General features: G+C 47.2%; 14 protein-coding genes and 1 tRNA gene. 13 read left to right on the top strand and 2 right to left on the bottom strand.

Going from position 1 to position 18,466, the window contains the following annotated elements; genetic code table 11:
• The first annotated feature begins 975 nt into the window (after positions 1 to 975).
• The 6 genes from H164_RS0103605 to H164_RS0103580 all read left to right on the top strand — a co-directional run bounded on the left by H164_RS0103605 (position 976) and on the right by H164_RS0103580 (position 8,372).
• Complete coding sequence (locus H164_RS0103605; protein ID WP_019967353.1) at positions 976 to 1,698, top strand: DUF6630 family protein; 723 nt, start codon at positions 976 to 978, stop codon at positions 1,696 to 1,698.
• A gap of 164 nt (positions 1,699 to 1,862) precedes the next feature.
• Complete coding sequence (locus H164_RS0103600; protein ID WP_019967352.1) at positions 1,863 to 2,885, top strand: sugar kinase; 1,023 nt, start codon at positions 1,863 to 1,865, stop codon at positions 2,883 to 2,885.
• Positions 2,886 to 2,902: 17 nt separating this feature from the next.
• Positions 2,903 to 3,574, top strand: a complete 672-nt coding sequence (locus tag H164_RS0103595) for a bifunctional 4-hydroxy-2-oxoglutarate aldolase/2-dehydro-3-deoxy-phosphogluconate aldolase (protein WP_025830212.1) — start codon at positions 2,903 to 2,905, stop codon at positions 3,572 to 3,574.
• 31 nt (positions 3,575 to 3,605) lie between these two features.
• On the top strand, positions 3,606 to 7,052 hold the full coding sequence (locus tag H164_RS0103590; RefSeq protein ID WP_238315260.1) for a sensor histidine kinase: 3,447 nt from the start codon (positions 3,606 to 3,608) through the stop codon (positions 7,050 to 7,052).
• Positions 7,049 to 7,774 (top strand): DUF5932 domain-containing protein, encoded by a 726-nt coding sequence (locus tag H164_RS0103585; protein ID WP_019967349.1) that lies wholly within the window; start codon positions 7,049 to 7,051, stop codon positions 7,772 to 7,774. The genes H164_RS0103590 and H164_RS0103585 overlap by 4 nt, the downstream gene beginning before the upstream one ends.
• Positions 7,764 to 8,372, top strand: a complete 609-nt coding sequence (locus tag H164_RS0103580; RefSeq protein ID WP_019967348.1) for an AbgT family transporter — start codon at positions 7,764 to 7,766, stop codon at positions 8,370 to 8,372. Before H164_RS0103585 ends, H164_RS0103580 begins: the two co-directional genes overlap by 11 nt.
• A 345-nt stretch (positions 8,373 to 8,717) precedes the next feature.
• Here H164_RS0103580 and H164_RS0103575 read toward each other — a convergent pair.
• A tRNA-Cys gene (locus tag H164_RS0103575) sits at positions 8,718 to 8,791 on the bottom strand.
• A 396-nt stretch (positions 8,792 to 9,187) separates the two neighbouring features.
• Between H164_RS0103575 and H164_RS0103570 the strand changes: the two genes are divergently transcribed.
• Positions 9,188 to 9,469, top strand: coding sequence for a LysO family transporter (locus tag H164_RS0103570; RefSeq protein ID WP_019967347.1), 282 nt, complete (start codon positions 9,188 to 9,190; stop codon positions 9,467 to 9,469).
• Positions 9,466 to 10,092 carry a lysine exporter LysO family protein gene (locus H164_RS0103565; RefSeq protein WP_025830214.1) on the top strand — a complete coding sequence of 209 codons (627 nt, stop codon included), beginning with the start codon at positions 9,466 to 9,468 and terminating at the stop codon, positions 10,090 to 10,092. The genes H164_RS0103570 and H164_RS0103565 overlap by 4 nt, the downstream gene beginning before the upstream one ends.
• Here the strand turns inward: H164_RS0103565 and H164_RS0103560 are convergent.
• Positions 10,078 to 10,449 (bottom strand): DUF488 domain-containing protein, encoded by a 372-nt coding sequence (locus H164_RS0103560; protein ID WP_008566637.1) that lies wholly within the window; start codon positions 10,447 to 10,449, stop codon positions 10,078 to 10,080. The genes H164_RS0103565 and H164_RS0103560 overlap by 15 nt on opposite strands.
• A 96-nt stretch (positions 10,450 to 10,545) precedes the next feature.
• On the opposite strand from H164_RS0103560, the gene H164_RS0103555 reads away from it, so the two are divergent.
• The 5 genes from H164_RS0103555 (at position 10,546) to ffh (ending at position 18,460) form a co-directional block, all read left to right on the top strand.
• Positions 10,546 to 11,643, top strand: a complete 1,098-nt coding sequence (locus H164_RS0103555; RefSeq protein ID WP_036873057.1) for an FMN-binding protein — start codon at positions 10,546 to 10,548, stop codon at positions 11,641 to 11,643.
• A gap of 1,112 nt (positions 11,644 to 12,755) precedes the next feature.
• Positions 12,756 to 14,162 carry an acetylxylan esterase AxeA1 gene (gene axeA1 / locus H164_RS0103550; protein ID WP_019967344.1) on the top strand — a complete coding sequence of 469 codons (1,407 nt, stop codon included), beginning with the start codon at positions 12,756 to 12,758 and terminating at the stop codon, positions 14,160 to 14,162.
• Between the two features lie 96 nt (positions 14,163 to 14,258).
• Complete coding sequence (locus tag H164_RS0103545) at positions 14,259 to 14,528, top strand: co-chaperone GroES (RefSeq protein ID WP_019967343.1); 270 nt, start codon at positions 14,259 to 14,261, stop codon at positions 14,526 to 14,528.
• A 56-nt stretch (positions 14,529 to 14,584) separates the two neighbouring features.
• A complete protein-coding gene (gene groL, locus H164_RS0103540) occupies positions 14,585 to 16,216 on the top strand; it encodes a chaperonin GroEL (RefSeq protein WP_019967342.1) in 1,632 nt (543 codons plus the stop codon).
• Positions 16,217 to 17,110: 894 nt separating this feature from the next.
• On the top strand, positions 17,111 to 18,460 hold the full coding sequence (gene ffh / locus H164_RS0103535; protein ID WP_025830220.1) for a signal recognition particle protein: 1,350 nt from the start codon (positions 17,111 to 17,113) through the stop codon (positions 18,458 to 18,460).
• Positions 18,461 to 18,466 lie beyond the last annotated feature (6 nt).

Raw genomic sequence — 18,466 nt, 5'->3', positions numbered from 1 at the left:
TATGAAAATACACCGATAAAAGATTGTTATCTACTCAAAAATAACCTCCAGCGGCATCTTTTGGTCAAAAATATTCATTCTTCTAAGAGTATATAGGTGAAAATTGAGAGGGTGCAAGTTTTGCAGAGGTCTCGAAACCCTTAAGGACGTGATTCTCTTGCAAGATACCATCAAGGAGAAAGATAAAACCATCTCAGGACAGTAACGAGAAGTCAATGTCTATGAAGAGGGGCGGAATTTTATCAAGAGATTTTTTAATCGCTTCTACCTCTTTTGTGCAATATTTGTTTGATGCTCCGCAAGATGGCTTCTATGTTCCACGCAAAGTGTTACCTTTACAACTGAAACAGTGAGCGTTCTTTGGTTATACAAAACGATGAACTTCCAAGCACACCGCTCATTTCTAAATCGTTACCTATACGACCTGCATTTTATCGCTGAGCATTGTGCTTTAAGAATTTAGCCCGAAATCATATTTTTTTTATCGGGAGAAAATGGAGTTCCATATGGATGAAAATTTTACGGCATACGGAAGGAAATTTTTCAGCATGCGGGAGAAAGAAAATTTTCTTGCGGGAAGAAATAAATTTTCTCCCGCATGAAAATAAATTTCTTTGCGGGAGAAAATAAATTTATATACGGGAGAAAATTTCACGGCATACGGGAAGAAATTTCGGGGCTTACGGGAGAGGGTTCTTTTGCTCACGGGAGACGGTGAAGCAATCTACTGTATAATGCAGTGCAGACGGCGTCCCGATACGCCACATATAGGTACTGATACGATGGAGATGGTGCACCGATGCGGCGAATATGGCGCGGCAATATGGAGCATGTCAGGAAAAAGTCCTATATTTGCAGTGGGCAAATGCGGTGAAATCGTTTTCTTCCAGCAGATGATGGTGTGCCGGGGAGAATAGGAAGACGATTTTGGCCTTGCAAAGCCGCATTGATATGAACTTCTAAACAGAGAACGATATGAAAGAGAAACTGGTGAATGTGTGCGGAAAGCTGGTCGTTGCTGCCTTTGTTATCTTGTTCGGATGGGGGGCCGTGGAAATGTTCCGGCAGGGTGCGTGGGTGCAGGGCACCATATGCGTGGCGAGCATGCTGCTGTTCGGCGCTCCGTTGGTGATACCTCTCTTTTCTCGCCCCGCAGAGCCGGAGCCAGTTCCATTGGTACCACAGATAGATTTCCCTGCGGATAAAGATTCTTCACGGGAACTTGCGAAATGGGTTGCGGCCGAAGAGACCGACGTGATGCAGATGGTTGAGGAGCTCCTCGCGTCGCCCGAAGCGTTCTGTTCGGCGCAGGCCACGCGTGACGGGGAGTACGCTGACGAATACCGCGAGGTGTCGGAGTTCTATCACGACAAGCCCGACCTGTTGTGCAGCGAGGGGCTGCGCCTTGTGTTGGAAGAGACAAAGGTAATTGCTATGTTTGACTGGAAAGAAATGCTGGAAGAATTTGTTGACCAGATGACGGAACTTCGGCGGGTGCAGGCGCATGGCTTACCCGTGCCGAAGGAGCAGTTGGACGAGGCGGCCGATATTCCGCATTGGTGCCACGTACTCAATGAACTTTGGCAGCCGTTGGGCTATCAAGCGATACTCCTCGACACAAAAGGCGACGAATATCTCGTGGCCGTCATGCACTACACCTCGCATCCTCCTTATCCCGATGATATGTTCTGGAAATGAACTTGCGCAGAGGAGATGTATGGCTGGCCGGTACGCAGTGAGGTTAGCACGGGAGATGAAGAGGCGTGCCTTCACTTTTCTTGCGTTTTGTTTCTCCGTTTCACGATTTATCCGTATATTTGCGGCGACAAACCGATTAATCTATAACAAACATTAGAACAGACATGAGTAAAATCGTTACATTAGGCGAAATCATGCTTCGCCTGTCGCCCGAGGGGAACTATCGCTTTGTACAGACAGACAGTTTCAGGATTATTCCCGGCGGTGGCGAGGCCAACGTAGCCGTTAGTTTGGCGAACTATGGGCACGAGACTTTCTTCGTTTCCAAACTTCCGACGCATGAAATCGGACAGATTGCCGTCAATGCCTTGCGGCGTTACGGTGTCAATACGGAGCATATTGCGCGCGGCGGCGATAGGGTAGGGCTGTATTATGCCGAAACGGGGGCAAGCATGCGCCCTTCAAAGGTGATTTATGACCGGGCGAACAGTGCCATTGCTGAAGCTGAGCCCGGAGACTTCGACTTCGATGCCGTTATGGAGGGGGCCGACTGGTTCCATTGGAGCGGCATCACGCCGGCCCTCAGCGATAAGGCTGCCGAGCTGACGCGACTGGCGTGCGAAGCAGCTAAGCGACATCACGTGACAGTGTCGGTAGATTTGAACTTCCGTAAGAAGCTTTGGACTTCCGAGAAAGCCATTTCCGTGATGCGTCCGCTGATGCAATACGTCGATGTGTGCATCGGCAACGAGGAAGATGCGCAGCTTTGCCTCGGCTTCAAGCCCGACGCCGACGTAGAGGGCGGAAAGACCGATGCTGAAGGCTACTATGGTATTTTTAAAGGTATGATGCAGGAGTTTGGTTTCAAGTATGTGGTTTCGACCTTGCGTGAGAGTTTTTCTGCAACGCACAATGGTTGGAAGGCACTTATCTATGATGGGAAGACGTTCTACCAAAGCAAGCACTATGATATCAATCCGATTATCGACCGTGTGGGCGGTGGCGATTCGTTCTCTGGCGGCTTGATTCACGGCATGCTCACCTATAAGGATCAGGCCAAGGCCTTGGAGTTCGCCGTTGCGGCAAGTGCCCTGAAGCATACCATTCCCGGAGATTTCAATTTGGTGTCGGCCGAAGAGGTTATGAGTCTGGCTGAAGGTAATGCCAACGGCCGTGTTCAACGATAAAAGATAAAAGATAAAAAATGGCAAGATTCAATAAAGTAGAAGTGATTACAGCGATGAGGGACACGGGTATGGTTCCGGTGTTCTTCAACAACGACATCGATGTTTGCAAGAACGTTATCAAAGCTTGCTATGCAGGTGGCGTGCGCGTCTTCGAGTTCACTAACCGGGGCGATTTCGCCCATGAGCTATTCGGCGAGTTGGTGAAGTGGGCAGCGAAAGCGTGTCCTGAATTGATACTTGGTGCCGGGACGGTGATTGATGCTCCGACCGCAGCTTTGTATCTTCAGTTGGGTGCGAACTTCATTGTCGGGCCAAACTTTAATCCCGAAATAGCTCCGGTCTGCAACCGAAGACTGGTGCCTTATTCTCCCGGCTGCGGAAGTGTCAGCGAGATGAGCGACGCACAGGCGGCAGGTTGCGACGTAACCAAGGTGTTTCCGGCCGGGAACGTGGGCGGTCCTTCCTTTGTCAAGAACGTATTGGGGCCGTTGCGCTGGAGCAATATCATGGTGACGGGTGCCGTTTCTCCCGATGAAGAGAACCTCACGGGCTGGATAAAGGCCGGTGTGCTTTGCGTCGGAATGGGCTCGAAGCTGTTCCCCAAGGAAGTCATTGCGGCCGGGAACTGGCAGGCTATCACGGATAAATGTGTTGAAGCATTAGGATATATTGCTAAGGCTCGGAAATAAATGTTATCATATAAAAGACTTCCTGCTCTTATTGTTGGCAGGAAGTCTTTTCTTTCTTTCAGCTTGCAGCCCTGAACACAAGGCGGAGGTAGACAGACTGAATGATGTTTCTTATGCGTTCCATTATCGTAATCTGGATTCGACAGCGCATTATGCCGACAAAGCCTTGGCTTTAAGCTCCGACTATAGCAACGGACGTGCAGAAGCCTTGAACAATCTCGCTTTCGTGTGCATCATGAGAATGGATTATGACCGTGCATACCGATTGTTGGACAAGGCTACTTCAACCACAGACAACCAGATAGAGCTTTTGGTATCGGACGTGCAATGCATGCGTTTGTGCCAAAGGCAGTCACGAAACAAAGACTTTTACACCTACAGGGAAAGCGCATTGCGCAGGCTGCACCGGATAAAAGAGGAGCAAGAGCACCTTACACGGCGACAGCTTTTGCGGATGACCTATGCCACGTCAGAGTTTGATATTGTCAGTTCAACCTACTTTTATTATATCGGCTTGAAGAAACAGTCGGCCGATGCTTTGAGGAACATCGACCCATATGGTGCTATCCGGCAGGATACCGCCCAACTGCTCTCCTATTATTATAATGTAGGTTCGGGCGGCATCATCACCCATGGGACAAGTCGTGAGATTGCACAAAAGGAATTCGACTATCTAATGCGGTGCTACCTGCTGGCCCGGCAGCATGCTTATCCGTTTTGGGAGGCAAATTCCATGCAGGCCATCAGTGAGCATTTACAAGATGCCAAGCAACGTGACGGACTGATAGCTGCCAATCTCCCTGCAATGAAGTTCATCAATACGGACTATATGCCCGACTCTCTATTGGCTGGCAATCTGGCACAACGCTCGCTTGACATCTTTATCAAGTATGGCGATGTCTACCAAATAGCGGGAGCCTATCGAACCTTGGCCCAATGCTACTGGCATATTGGAGATTATCATTCGGCCAACATCTGTCTGAACGACGCGTTGCACCGTGATACGGTCATAGAGCGGGCACCCGACCTGGTTGCCTCTATCCGTGAGCAACTGTCGTTGGTTTATTCTGCTATTGACAATAAAACGTTGAGCGATTACAACCGGAATATCTACCTCGACATGCAGGAAAAGACGCGACAAGACCGGCAGCTTGAAGCGCGTGCCGAGCAGCTTGATAAATCTGCTGCGACGCTGAACATCATGATTGCAGCCGTGATTGTCATGATTGTCTTGGTGATACTCCTCTTGATTGGCTTTGACAGAATGCGATTGCGGAACGACAACAAGTTCTCCATGGAGCATTTGTTGGAGCCTTTGAAGCGGTGGCAAAAGGAAGAAGAGGCTGACCGGATGAAGCAGAAAGATAATTTTGAGCAGATAGACGAACGGATACAGATGGAGAAACTGTATTTGTCGGACAATCTGAAAAAGAACATTGAACAGAGAGCCAAGATGGCGCTTGTCAACAGTATCACGCCTTTTATCGACCGTATCATCAATGAGATAAAACGTTTGCGCGAACGTAAGGAAGAGGTTGCCCTGCGTGCCGACCGTTATGCCTATATCAGCGAACTCACGGACCAGATCAATGAATATAATAATGTGTTGACTCGGTGGATACAGCTACGCCAAGGCCAACTGAGCATCAAGGTCGAAAGCTTTGCCTTGCAAGAACTGTTTGATATTGTTGCCAAAGGAAACATGGGGTTCAGGCTGAAAGGAGTTGATTTGGTGGTGAAGCCGACCGATGCTGTCGTTAAGGCTGACAAGACCCTCACGCTGTTCATGCTCAACACGTTGTCCGATAACGCCCGAAAGTACACGTCGCCAGGCGGGCATGTCATTATTTCGGCCCGGACGATGCAGGAGGCGGTTGAGATTGCCATTGAAGACGACGGGCGAGGCATGACGGAAGAGCAAACGAAGTATTTGTTCGACCATAAAACCATCGTTGATGAAAGCCTGAAAGAGGGTGAGGTTGTGTCTTCAGAAAGGTCGCACGGATTCGGCTTGATGAACTGTAAAGGCATTATAGACAAGTATCGCAAGACCAGCAATATCTTCTCTGTGTGTTCCCTTTCTGTGGAAAGCGAATGCGGAAAGGGAAGCCGCTTCATCTTCAGGCTGCCTAAAGGCGTCTTGCGCTTGTTTCTTTTTCTCTCTTTGTGCTTTGGTTCGGCTTCGCTGTTTGCTTCTTCTTTTCTTCTGAAACGGGCGGCGGCATTTGCCGACAGTGCCTATTTCAGCAATCTGAACGGTCAATACCGAACAACTTTGAGTTATGCCGACAGTTGCCGTACTTATCTGAATCGGTATTACAAGTCGTTCCGGCTTGCAGAGCCTGCCGATACGATGTACGATGTGGGCAATGAAGTGGTCCCGGCTGAGATAAATTGGTTTCACCGTCGCTTGCGTTTCGACTACAATGTCATACTTGACATTCGCAATGAAGCAGCGGTGGCCTGCTTGGCACTGCACAAATGGGATGCCTATCATTATAACAACAGGGTGTATACGCAGTTGTTCCGAGAAACCTCGGCCGATAATGGATTGGCAGAATACGTGCGTGTGATGCAACGGTCGGAGAACAACAAGAATGTGGCCATCATTCTGCTCATTCTGCTTCTGATTTTGATTTTCCCGGCCTATTATTTCCTTTACTATCGTCATCGGTTATATTACCGATTGGCCGTCGACCATGTCGATAAAATCAATTCGGTCTTGCTGTCTCCACGTTCTTCGCAGGAGAAACTCGATAAAATAAACAAGATATGGGCACAGGCCAGCATGTTGCTTAAGACATCCGACTCGAAACTCAATGATGTCGTCGGGCAAATCCGCTTGGCATTGGCCGACAGTATTGAAGACGAAAACGAACAATCAACGCATATCGAGTTGGCCCAGGACGAGTTGCACCGATTGATTTATGAAAACCAGCGGCTGCATATCAGTAACAACGTCTTGGATAACTGCTTGTCAACATTGAAACACGAGACGATGTATTATCCCTCGCGTATCCGTCGGTTGGTTGATGAGCCGGATAAGGACTTGAATGCCATCAGCGAGGTCGCACTTTATTATAAACAGCTGTATGCACTATTGAGCGAGCAAGCCATGCTCCAGATTAAGAGCAATCTGAAAGTGGACGACAGGCTGGTCGGTTATCTTTTTTCTCTCTTGAAGAAAGCATGCGGAGAGGAATATGTCGATAAGACTACAGAAGAGAAAGATGCCGTCTACAATCTGGTGCGCTTAAGGTTCCCGTCCTTGCAACTTTCCCAAGCGGAATGTGCCGCGTTATTCACACCGCTATCTATAGACATCAGCTATATGGTATGCCGGCAAATCGTAAGGGAAATCGGTGAGACGACTAACCTCCGTGGCTGCGGCATTCAGGCAATCCGGCTGCCCGGTGCGGGCGGTACGCTCATAGAGGTTGTATTGCCTCACAAAATGAAAATAAAACATGACTTATGAATAACTTTAAGATTATTATTGTTGAAGACGTACCATTGGAGTTGAAGGGTACTGTTGGGATAATCCACAACGATATTCCCGAAGCCGAAATCATCGGAACTGCCGAGAATGAAACTGTTTATTGGAAGCTGTTGAAAGTGCAACTGCCCGATTTGGTGCTGCTTGACCTCGGTCTTGGCGGTAGTACGACCGTCGGTGTGGAGATTTGCCGCCATACCAAAGACACGTATCCCGGCATTAAGGTGCTGATATTCACGGGTGAGACACTGAACGAAAAGCTTTGGGTCGACGTTTTGGACGCCGGTTGCGATGGTATCATTCTGAAAAGCGGCGAACTCCTGACGCGTGGCGATGTATCCAGCGTCATGGACGGTAAACGGTTAGTCTTCAATCAGCCTATTTTGGAAAAGATTGTATCGCGTTTCAAGGCGAGTGTCAGCAATCAACTGATGCGTCAGGAGGCCTTGGTCAACTATGAAATCGACGAATACGACGAGCGTTTTCTGCGACACCTGGCCTTGGGCTACACAAAAGAGCAGATAACAAACCTTCGGGGCATGCCTTTTGGCGTGAAGAGTCTGGAGAAGCGGCAGAACGAGTTGGTGCAAAAGCTCTTTCCCGATGGCAATGGCGGCTTCGGTGTGAATGCAACGCGTCTTGTGGTGCGTGCGCTTGAACTCAGGATTTTGGATATTGACAACCTACGGCCTGATGAAGAGTAAGCAGCGACACCGTTTTTTGGGTTATTGCATGGTGGCGTTGGCCGTCGGTCAGCTCATCGTGATACTGTTGTCGTGGCTGCTTTCTGCCGCCATGCCCGATTTGATGATTCATTCCCTGCTGAGCAGCGAGGGTATCCGCTGGTTCTTCGGTCGTTTCTCTTATAACGTGGCAACACCCATGACCACATGGCTCATCGTTGCTACTATTGCCTATGGTTGTATCTCGTCGTCGGGCCTTCTCGGTTTGCACCGTCCTTTTGATTTCCGGCAGCGGTTGGCCCTTCGTCTGATGGCTTTGGAAATCGTCGTCTTTGTGTTTGTGCTTGCATTGCTGACACTTGTTCCCCATGCCGTGCTGTTGAGCATCGACGGCTATGTCTTTTCGGGTATCTTGTCAGCCAGCATCATTCCCTATGTTTCGTTCTGTGCGTGCGTGGCTTCAGTCAGCTATGCCCTCATGTCGGGCAAATGCTCGTCTGTAGAAGATGTTTTCAACATGTTCTGCATAGGCTTCAGGAAACTTGCTCCCCTTTTTGTGCTCTATGTGCTCGCCACACAATTGGTCTGTTCCGTCCTTTTCGTTTTCTCCGCGTGGTGACCTTGCCTCGTCATCTCAACTGTTTTATGCATCAATACGGCCACGATGAAGATGTAAAGATGCACGAACCACACATTCCTACATACATTTGAGCGGATTATCCCATCAATCGTTTTACACATCAATACGACCGTGTGTTCCTACATGCATTCAAACCGAAAATCAACAACTTAACCTTGCCTTTCAATCTCACCCATTTTACCGCGCAATATGGCCCATTTCGCACGCTAAAGTGGCTGATATTACGCGCTAAAATAGGCTATATTGCTAAACTTAATTACGATTTTGCTTTTATTTGACCAAGTCTTGATGAGTCGAAAGAATAAAAGCAGTTAAAGTGTTGTGTGGAGGTACCTAGCAGAGTCGAACTGCTCTACACGGTTTTGCAGACCGTTACCTAACCGATCGGCCAAGGTACCATTTTTTTCGTTTGCAAAGATAGGATAAAAAAATCATTAAACCAAATATATTTGTCGTTATTTTCGTTCGTGATAGCTTTTATGTCATATCTTTAATGCCTTACCTAATAATGTAGTCAACAATTCTTTGTTTGCATATCTGCCTTGCAGGAGATGCCAAAGTAACCATTCTGCCAAGTAATCTCAGCCACTTTGCACGCTAATATGGCCCATGTTAGGAAGTGAAATGGGTTATATTGCAAGATGATATGGTTGATGTTGCAAATCTTGTTGGACCAACTTATCTCTTGATTCAAGTCAAGTAATTTGATTTTTGATTATAAATTGCATAAATATGTCCTTGTGAATTCACGATGTTTTCATACTTTTGCAACTCAATCAACAGGTGAAACAGAGATGTTTAAGATACTTTTTCTGCTATTATTAGGCGTAGGAATCGGCTATGTACTGCGAAACATACGTGGTATTCACAGGGTAGACCAAACGGCACACTATACGATTTTGCTATTACTTTTTGTATTTGGCGTTACGATTGGTTCCAATCATGATTTAATAAAGAATATTGCTTATTTCGGTTGGCAGGCACTTGTCATTGCCGTCCTTGGCATGTTGGGGAGCTTTGGAGCCGGTTGTCTGTTTAATCATTATATCACTAAAAAGGAAGAAGAGCAAAGATGAAGCATAACTTGTCACTGTTGCTGGCATTGGTTGGCGGTATAGGCATCGGTATATCGGGAATATCTCCGGCGTGGTTGCACAATACATCTTTGCCAATGATTGTACTTTCTGCCCTGATCATTCAAGTTGGGATCGGAGTAGGGGCTATGCATGACTTAGGAACGATGTTGCGTTCCATCAATCTCAAGATGTTTTTGCTGCCGGCATGTACCATTGTGGGAACATTATTGTTCACTGCTCTTGCCTTTTTAATTTTCAGTAATCATCACTTGTCTGATATCATGGCCATTGGCAGTGGCTTTGGTTATTATTCGTTGTCTTCTGTGCTTATTGCCCAAATGAAAACAATTACCGTTGGTGCTACGGAGGCGACGCAGTTGGCCACAATCGCCTTGCTCGCAAATATTGCTCGTGAGCTTCTGTCCCTGTTCGGGTGCCGTTATATCGCGCATAAGGGAGGCGGTTTGGCTGCAATCTCGACGGCAGGCATCAGTTCTATGGACGTGTGTCTGCCTTCCATTCTCAATGCTACAGGCGACAAACGTGTTATTCCTGTTGCTGTGTTCCATGGTTTGATGCTTGAGATGAGCATCCCCATGCTCATTGCATTATTCTGTGCTTAGATGGCGGTTGATAAAGGCCCTTAGCACGACCGCATGATTGTGCGTTTCGTCTTTGGCACCATATAATAAGGTAACATTTCCTTTCTTCAGTTGCGTTTCGCACAGTTCAATAAACTTTTTAGCTTCTGGGTTCTTCTCAAGTTCTTCCGTGTAACGTTCCGTGAATAGTGGGAAGTTCTCCGGTTTATGACCAAACCACTGGCGCAGACTGACCGTTGGCGCGATGAATTTAGCCCAAAGATCAATATCAGCCTTGTCTTTAGCAATTCCTCTCGGCCACAATCTGTCTGTCAAAATGCGGTAACCATCAAGCTCATCGATGGCTTGATAAACTCTTTTTATTCTTATTTCGTTCATATGACAAAGGTACTAATATTTATTAAAACAGCGTAGGGGGTGACTGAAAAAAACACATTTTATTTGTAATTTTACGACTTTCAACGTAGACAGATGATGGAAATAAAGAATAAAAAGCTGCAGCAACTGCTGACACTCGCTGTGTGTTTCGTGGCGATGACAACAGTTGCCGTGATGCGCGATGGTAAGGTCTTTGGGTATAAGATGCGCATGGCGGCTGATGATTCTGCCAAGAAAGTGGTCGTTGTGGATACAATGTACCGCAGTGCAGACGGTGCAATGGTCATCAATACCACTCCACTTGCCAAAGACATCGCAGGATATGGCGGCACCGTCCCTTTGGAGATTTATATCAAAGACGGAAAGGTGCAGAAAATAAAGGCACTGAAGAACAACGAGACCCCCGACTTCTTCAGTGAGGCGAGTAAGTTGCTGACGGTATGGAATGGTAAATCGATTGTAGAAGCCCAACAGTTGAAAGTCGATGCCATCAGTGGGGCGACGTTTTCTTCACGTGGTATCATAGGTAATGTGGAGCGTGGTTTGCAATATGCCGCCAAGAACGCACGTGAAAAGCGTTTCTTCGAGAAAATAGACTTAAATGTCAAGACGGTTTTCGGCCTGATTGTCGTCTTACTGGGCGCAATCGTTCCGCTTTTCTACCGCAGCAGAACCTATCGCACCCTGCAATTGATATTGAATGTGATTGTTCTCGGCTTTTGGTGCGGCACATTTATCTCCTATTCCTTGATGGTAGGCTACCTCTCCGACGGCATCAATCTATGGGTGTCGCTCATTCCGGTCGTCATGCTGATAACGGCGTTTGTTTATCCCTTGTTTGGAAAGAAAGGATATTACTGTCTCAACATCTGTCCTTGCGGCTCGCTTCAGGAGTTGGCTGGCAGAACCAACAAGCGTCGGAAATGGAAAATGAAGGCTGAAACAGCAAAGATGTTGAGCCGTTTCCGCGAGATTTTATGGGCCGTGCTCATGATGTTGATGTTGTTAGGTGTGGGGTTTGAGTGGATGGACTACGAGGTATTCTCGGCTTTTATTCTGCAAAGTGCATCTGTCGTCGTGCTGATTTTGGGTGTGGTTGTGGTGTTTTTGTCATTCTTTATAGCCCGCCCTTACTGCCGGTTCGTCTGCCCGACAGGCACATTGTTCAATATTGCCCAGAACAGTAAGCAGTGAAAAAGGTTAGTTTTGGGCCTTGTCTATGCTAATGACCGGAACGAGACAGCTAAATGTTTTGAAACTTTCGGGTTGAACAGACGTTATGAGTTGACGTAAATCAAGAAAATAGTTGAAATTCTATTAAAAGCACACCAATGTTTGGAAGTTATTCGAAACCTCCTTACCTTTGCAAACACAAAAGGTTAATAGATTGTTTAGGTTTTTAGTTATTAGGTTTAAAGATTGTGATTCGGAAAGGTGTTAGCTTAAAATAAGATTTCACATATCAAAGGATAGCACCCGAGTGAGTCGTCACTCAAAAATGAAATTTCAAATCACAAAATATAACAGTTTTGGAAGTGATTCCGGAACTGTTTTTTTGTTTCCTGAAGTTTGCCCGGGCTGATTGAAGAATATCTAATTCAAAGGAGAGGCGGCTATATATAAGATACGCGAGTTCGGGATAAATCACAATGAGGGAAAAAATCAAAAAAGAGTCTCGGTGCCTCCGCCGAGACTTCGAGAAACAAAAAAATACGTAGCGGAACCTCCACCGGAAGCCAAGGGGGTAAAATACAATATCAGCGGGAGCCCCGATAGGGGTTAAAAAGGCAAAAGATGCATAGGAGTGCCGCACTCTGACAATTAAACGTTAAGGAAAGTATAGGAGTGCCGCACTCTGACAGTAAAACGTTAAGAAAAGTATAGGAGTGCCACACTCTGACAGTAAAACGTTAAGAAAAGTATAGAAGTGCCACACGCCGAGAGTTAACTGTCAATAAAAGTATAAGAGTGTCGTACTCTGGCAGTTAAACGTTAAGAAAAGTATAGGGGTACCGTACTCTGGCAGTCAAACGTTAAAAAATATGTCGACGGGAATTCCGAAGGGGTGACGGACCAGCGGAAACAACTTTTGCTTCGTTCCGTCACCTCTTCGAGGTTTCCGTCTGAATATTCTTATCCCGAACTGACGTATAGGATAAAACGGTTTAATTTTGAACGTTTACTTATTGTGAGGCAATGACAAAATGTGCGATAGAGTATATTCTCTGGTAACATTTCTCCACCATTTCTCTCTCATTTTAAATAAAAAGCTTACCTTTGTGGCTGACATTTTAATTACACTAATAATGAAAATCATAGGAAAACATTTTTTACGACTGGCCTTGTTGCTGGCTGTTTTGCCTTTGAAAGCACAGCAACCCAAGCAGGGCATGGTAATTCCACTCACTGCCGACGCAGCGTCTACTCTTACCGTTTATCTCCCCGAGCAGCCGTCGGGCCGGGCCGTTGTGGTACTGCCGGGGGGCGGTTACACACATTTGGCCATCAATAAAGAGGGACATGACTGGGCACCCTTTTTCAATCAGCGGGGCATTGCCTTTTTTGTTTTGAAATACCGTATGCCGCATGGCAACCCTTCCTTGCCCGTCGACGATGCCGAAAAGACCATAAGAATGGTGCGCGACAGTGCGCTTTCGTGGCATATCAATCCTTACGATGTGGGCATTATGGGTTTCTCAGCGGGTGGACATCTGGCTTCGGTCGTTTCCACGCGGGCCGCTTTCGATGCGCGTCCTAACTTCTCTTTGCTGTTCTATCCCGTCATTTCGCTCGACCGAAAGGCCGCTTATTCGCAGTCGGCCGGCGCGTTTTTTGGGGACAAAGTAGAGGATAAGGCCGCGATAGAAGCCTATTCTACCGACCGGCAAGTGCGGTCTCACCTTACGCCCGAGGCGGCCATCTTCCTTGCCAATGACGACAAAGTCATCACGCCCCTTGCAAACGGTGTGGCCTACTACTCGGCCATGCGGCGCAAGCGCAATAACTGTGCGCTCTACGTTTATCCGCATGGCGGACATGGGTTCGGCTACTCGTCGTCGTTTCCCTATCACCAGCAGTTGCTTGATGACTTATCGACATGGCTTGAAAAGCATAAATCTGTGTCTCCGCAGGCAATCCGCGTGGCTTGTATCGGCAACAGCATCACCGATGGATCCGGTATTGACATGTCGGAGATGGAGGGCTATCCGGCCGTGTTGCATAAATTGCTCGGCAACGGCTATAATGTGAGGAACTTCGGTGTCAGTGCACGCACGCTACTCACCCGTGGAGACTATCCTTATGTCAAAGAGCTTGCATGGCGAGATGCGCAGGCCTTCAACCCGAACGTCGTCGTTTTGAAACTCGGCACGAATGACAGTAAACCTGAGAATTGGCAGTACGGTGCGGATTTTGAGCGCGATTTGCTGGCCATGGTTGATACGTTGCAGTCGCTTCCAGCCCGTCCGGTGATTTATTTGGCAACACCAATCCCGGCCTTTAAACCCACATGGAACATCAACGACTCCGTGATTGCGAACGCCATCATACCGATTATTCGCAAGGTAGCACGCAAACGCCGTTGTAAGATCATCGACCTTCATACTGCATTTGCCCCTTATGGTAAACTGATGCAGGCCGACGGTATTCATCCTACGGCCGAAGGAGCAGCCAAGATGGCTGAGATTATCCGTAAAAGCATCTGCCAAAAGTGACATAAGCCTACTGTCAAAGTTGTCAAATGTGTTGGTTGGCATGTTTTTGGCATAAAAGTGGGTGAATTATAAACAGATTTTTAACATATAATCATTATGAACATTAAACCATTAGCAGACAGAGTGCTGGTGCTTCCTGCACCGGCTGAAGAGAAAGTAGGCGGAATCATTATTCCCGACACAGCAAAAGAGAAACCACAGCGTGGCAAAGTCATCGCTGTCGGGCAGGGGACAAAGGACGAAGTAATGGTTCTGAAAGAGAATGACGTCGTTCTCTATGGCAAATATGCCGGAACCGAACTCGAATATGAGGGTGAGAAATATCTGATTATGCGTCAAAGCGATGTCTTGGCCGTTGTAGGCTAATCATCGGATTATAAAATTCAAAGTTCAATATTCAATTTTCAAAGAAACAAAAGATTATGGCTAAAGTTATTAAATATGATGTAGATGCACGCGAGCTCTTGAAGAGAGGTGTGGATCAGTTGGCAGATGCAGTAAAAGTGACGCTCGGTCCTAAAGGCCGTAATGTCGTTATCGAGAAGAAATTTGGTGCTCCTCAAATCACAAAGGACGGTGTGACCGTTGCTAAGGAGGTAGAATTGGAAGATCATTTCGAGAACACGGGTGCACAACTTGTGAAGAGTGTTGCTAGCAAAACGGGCGATGACGCCGGTGATGGTACGACAACAGCAACCATCCTGACGCAGGCTATTGTTAACGAAGGCTTGAAGAATGTTACCGCAGGTGCTAATCCTATGGACTTGAAGCGCGGTATCGACAAGGCTGTCAAGGCTGTTGTTGACTATATTAATGCACATGCAGAGTTGGTAGGTGACAATTACGATAAGATAGAACAGGTTGCAACGGTGTCTGCTAACAACGATCCTGAAATCGGAAAGTTGCTTGCCGACGCGATGCGCAAGGTATCCAAGGATGGTGTCATCACGATTGAAGAGAGCAAGACCCGCGACACCAACATCGGTGTTGTAGAGGGTATGCAATTCGATCGTGGCTATCTTAGCGGCTATTTTGTAACGGATGCCGATAAAATGGAATGCGTGATGGATAACCCATACATTCTGATTTACGACAAAAAGATTAGCAACCTCAAAGACTTCTTGCCAATCCTTCAGCCTGCAGCAGATAGCGGTCGCCCATTATTGGTGATTGCCGAGGACGTTGATTCAGAGGCACTCACAACGTTGGTTGTCAATCGTCTGCGCGGCGGTTTGAAGATTTGTGCGGTTAAGGCTCCGGGTTTTGGCGACCGTCGTAAAGCGATGTTGGAAGACATTGCTGTACTGACCGGTGGCGTAGTCATCAGTGAAGACAAGGGCTTGAAGCTTGAACAGGCAACGCTTGAGATGTGTGGTTCGGCCAAGAAGGTAACAGTTTCCAAGGATAACACAACGATTGTCGATGGTGCAGGTGCCAAAGAGAATATCAAAGAGCGTGTGGCTCAAATCAAGAATGAGATTGCAAACACGAAGAGTTCTTATGACAAAGAGAAACTACAGGAGCGCTTGGCCAAGTTGGCCGGTGGCGTGGCCGTCCTCTATGTCGGGGCCAACTCCGAGGTTGAAATGAAAGAAAAGAAAGACCGTGTTGATGATGCTTTGTGTGCTACTCGTGCTGCTATGGAAGAAGGTGTTGTTGCCGGTGGTGGTATCACCTATATTCGTGCGCTGGAAGCTTTGAAGGGACTCAAGGGCGATAACGCCGATGAAGAGACCGGAATGAAGATAGTTGAGCGCGCCATAGAAGAACCGTTGCGCCAGATTGTTACCAATGCCGGTGGTGAAGGCTCGGTAGTTGTTAATAAAGTCTTAGAGGGCAAAGGTGATTTCGGTTATAATGCTCGTGCCGATAAATACGAGGATTTGCGCAAAGCGGGTATCATCGACCCTGCTAAGGTGGCACGTGTCGCACTTGAGAACGCCGCGTCTATCGCAGGTCTCTTCTTGACAACAGAGTGCCTTATCACCGACAAACCTGAACCGCAGTCGGCAGCTATGCCAACTCCACAACCGGGTATGGGTGGCATGATGTAAGACGGCGAAATAGAGGATAAAGTCTTCTTTTGCGGAGTAATCCTCTGAACAGAAAACATAACCGAGTTCGGTTGTCTTTCCAGCAAAGACAACCGACTTTTTTTATCTTCCATGGCAAAGGATTCTTTATATTTTTTCTAAACATTCAAGACAGAAGCCCAATTCTTAATGGGTGATAGCAAGAGTTGATCTCCATGTTAGAAGCGGACGTTCTTGCCGCAAACTGCCTATAAGATGAACGGCCTCCAGTGCAGGCATGAGGCGGGCATCAGGAACAGCATACACGAACGCCCCAAAGGAGGCTGACGGCAGGTGGTTCGGAGATTAAAAGAGATTTTCGATCGCCCTAGTTGAAAGATAAAAAACTCGTAGCGTATCAGAGATGAACTTGATAGTCGACAAGGGCGGCAATCAAATCCTCACGATGGTACGCCTTCAGACGACCTTTTATTACAAGTAAGACAAAGGACGGCAATGCCACCCTCACGATAGTAGAGCGCAGCTCGGGGTAAAAGAACCCTCCCGATGGTTCTACGGCGTCGGACGACAGTTCCTTTTTACATTTTTTATCATCCGAGCCCTCGGAAAACAGTTTAATCTTTCTTTTTCTTCCATCCGAGGCCTCGGATAGCGTTTCCCGTTAATTAATTTTACATCCGAGGCCTCGGATCGCACTTTCTGTTAATTAATTTTACATTCGAGACCTCGGATAGCGTTTCTTGTTAATTAATTTTACATCTGAAGCCTCAGAGGCTGGGGGCGATCTATTAATATTCTATAAATTATAAATCGTGGCACGGCCTTTTTGTCAGTAATTATGTAATTTTGCGATGTTAATAATCAAAGACGTTATTGACACCAAGAGAGGATTATAAAGAACAAAAGAGAGTATTTATGTTTGAAAACTTAAGCGATAGGTTAGAACGATCATTCAAGATATTGAAAGGTGAAGGCCAAATCACCGAGATTAACGTTGCCGAGACACTGAAAGATGTGCGTAGGGCATTGCTTGATGCCGACGTTAATTTCAAAGTGGCCAAGACATTTACGGACAGCGTGAAGCAAAAGGCTATGGGCATGAACGTGCTCACGGCTGTGAAGCCTGGTCAGTTGTTGGTGAAGGTGGTGCATGATGAATTGGCTGACCTGATGGGTGGCGACACCGCCGAGTTGAAGTTGGAGGGTCGGCCGGCTGTGATATTGATGAGCGGTCTGCAAGGTTCGGGTAAGACGACCTTTAGTGGCAAGCTGGCCAACCTGCTCAAGAACAAAAAGAATAGAAAACCGTTGTTGGTGGCGTGCGATGTTTATCGTCCTGCTGCTATCGCACAGCTGAAAGTGGTGGGCGAACAGATAGGCGTGCCTGTCTATTCGGAGCCTGACAGCAAAGATGTTGTTGCGATTGCCGAGGGTGCCGTGCGTGAGGCAAAGGCCAAAGGATATGATGTTGTTATTGTCGATACTGCTGGTCGTTTGGCAGTAGACGAAGAGATGATGACAGAAATCTCTAACTTGAAAAATTCTCTCCATCCGGATGAAACTCTCTTTGTTGTTGATTCCATGACCGGTCAAGATGCCGTGAATACAGCAAAGGAATTTAATGACCGTTTGGACTTTGATGGAGTGGTATTAACAAAACTTGATGGTGATACTCGTGGAGGTGCAGCGCTTTCCATTCGCACTGTGGTTACCAAGCCAATCAAGTTTGTTGGGACGGGCGAAAAGATGGAAGCTATCGATGTGTTCCACCCTGCGCGTATGGCCGACCGTATCTTGGGTATGGGCGATATCGTTTCGCTTGTTGAACGTGCCCAAGAACAGTTCGATGAAGAAGAGGCCAAGCGGCTGCAAAAGAAGATACAAAAGAACAAGTTCGACTTCAACGACTTCCTCGGTCAGATTGAACAAATCAAGAAGATGGGTAACCTAAAAGACTTGGCAAGCATGATTCCGGGTGTTGGCAAGGCCATCAAGGACGTGGATATCGACGACAATGCTTTCAAAGGCATTGAGGCCATCATCAAGAGTATGACGCCCAAGGAGCGAACGAGTCCCGAAATACTGAACACCAGCCGTAGGCAGCGTATTGCAAAGGGTTCGGGAACGAACATTCAAGAGGTGAACAAGCTTATTAAGCAGTTCGACCAGACCCGTAAGATGATGAAGACGATCACCGGCAACCAAATGGCTGGCATGATGAGTCGCATGAAAGGAATGAATATTCCGGGTATGCCGAAACGCTAAAACGAA

The sequence above is a fragment of the Segatella maculosa DSM 19339 = JCM 15638 genome, from assembly GCF_000382385.1.
Lineage (GTDB): Bacteria > Bacteroidota > Bacteroidia > Bacteroidales > Bacteroidaceae > Prevotella > Prevotella maculosa.
The sequence above is the reverse complement of the archived record's forward strand: the minus strand, read 5'-3'. Positions and strand labels throughout refer to the sequence as shown.

Coding starts and splice junctions, on each gene's coding strand:
- H164_RS0103605 (WP_019967353.1), top strand. CDS start 976: ATGAAAGAGAAACTGGTGAATGTGTGCGGAAAGCTGGTCGTTGCTGCC.
- H164_RS0103600 (WP_019967352.1), top strand. CDS start 1,863: ATGAGTAAAATCGTTACATTAGGCGAAATCATGCTTCGCCTGTCGCCC.
- H164_RS0103595 (WP_025830212.1), top strand. CDS start 2,903: ATGGCAAGATTCAATAAAGTAGAAGTGATTACAGCGATGAGGGACACG.
- H164_RS0103585 (WP_019967349.1), top strand. CDS start 7,049: ATGAATAACTTTAAGATTATTATTGTTGAAGACGTACCATTGGAGTTG.
- H164_RS0103580 (WP_019967348.1), top strand. CDS start 7,764: ATGAAGAGTAAGCAGCGACACCGTTTTTTGGGTTATTGCATGGTGGCG.
- H164_RS0103570 (WP_019967347.1), top strand. CDS start 9,188: ATGTTTAAGATACTTTTTCTGCTATTATTAGGCGTAGGAATCGGCTAT.
- H164_RS0103565 (WP_025830214.1), top strand. CDS start 9,466: ATGAAGCATAACTTGTCACTGTTGCTGGCATTGGTTGGCGGTATAGGC.
- H164_RS0103560 (WP_008566637.1), bottom strand. CDS start 10,449: ATGAACGAAATAAGAATAAAAAGAGTTTATCAAGCCATCGATGAGCTT.
- H164_RS0103555 (WP_036873057.1), top strand. CDS start 10,546: ATGGAAATAAAGAATAAAAAGCTGCAGCAACTGCTGACACTCGCTGTG.
- axeA1 (WP_019967344.1), top strand. CDS start 12,756: ATGAAAATCATAGGAAAACATTTTTTACGACTGGCCTTGTTGCTGGCT.
- H164_RS0103545 (WP_019967343.1), top strand. CDS start 14,259: ATGAACATTAAACCATTAGCAGACAGAGTGCTGGTGCTTCCTGCACCG.
- groL (WP_019967342.1), top strand. CDS start 14,585: ATGGCTAAAGTTATTAAATATGATGTAGATGCACGCGAGCTCTTGAAG.
- ffh (WP_025830220.1), top strand. CDS start 17,111: ATGTTTGAAAACTTAAGCGATAGGTTAGAACGATCATTCAAGATATTG.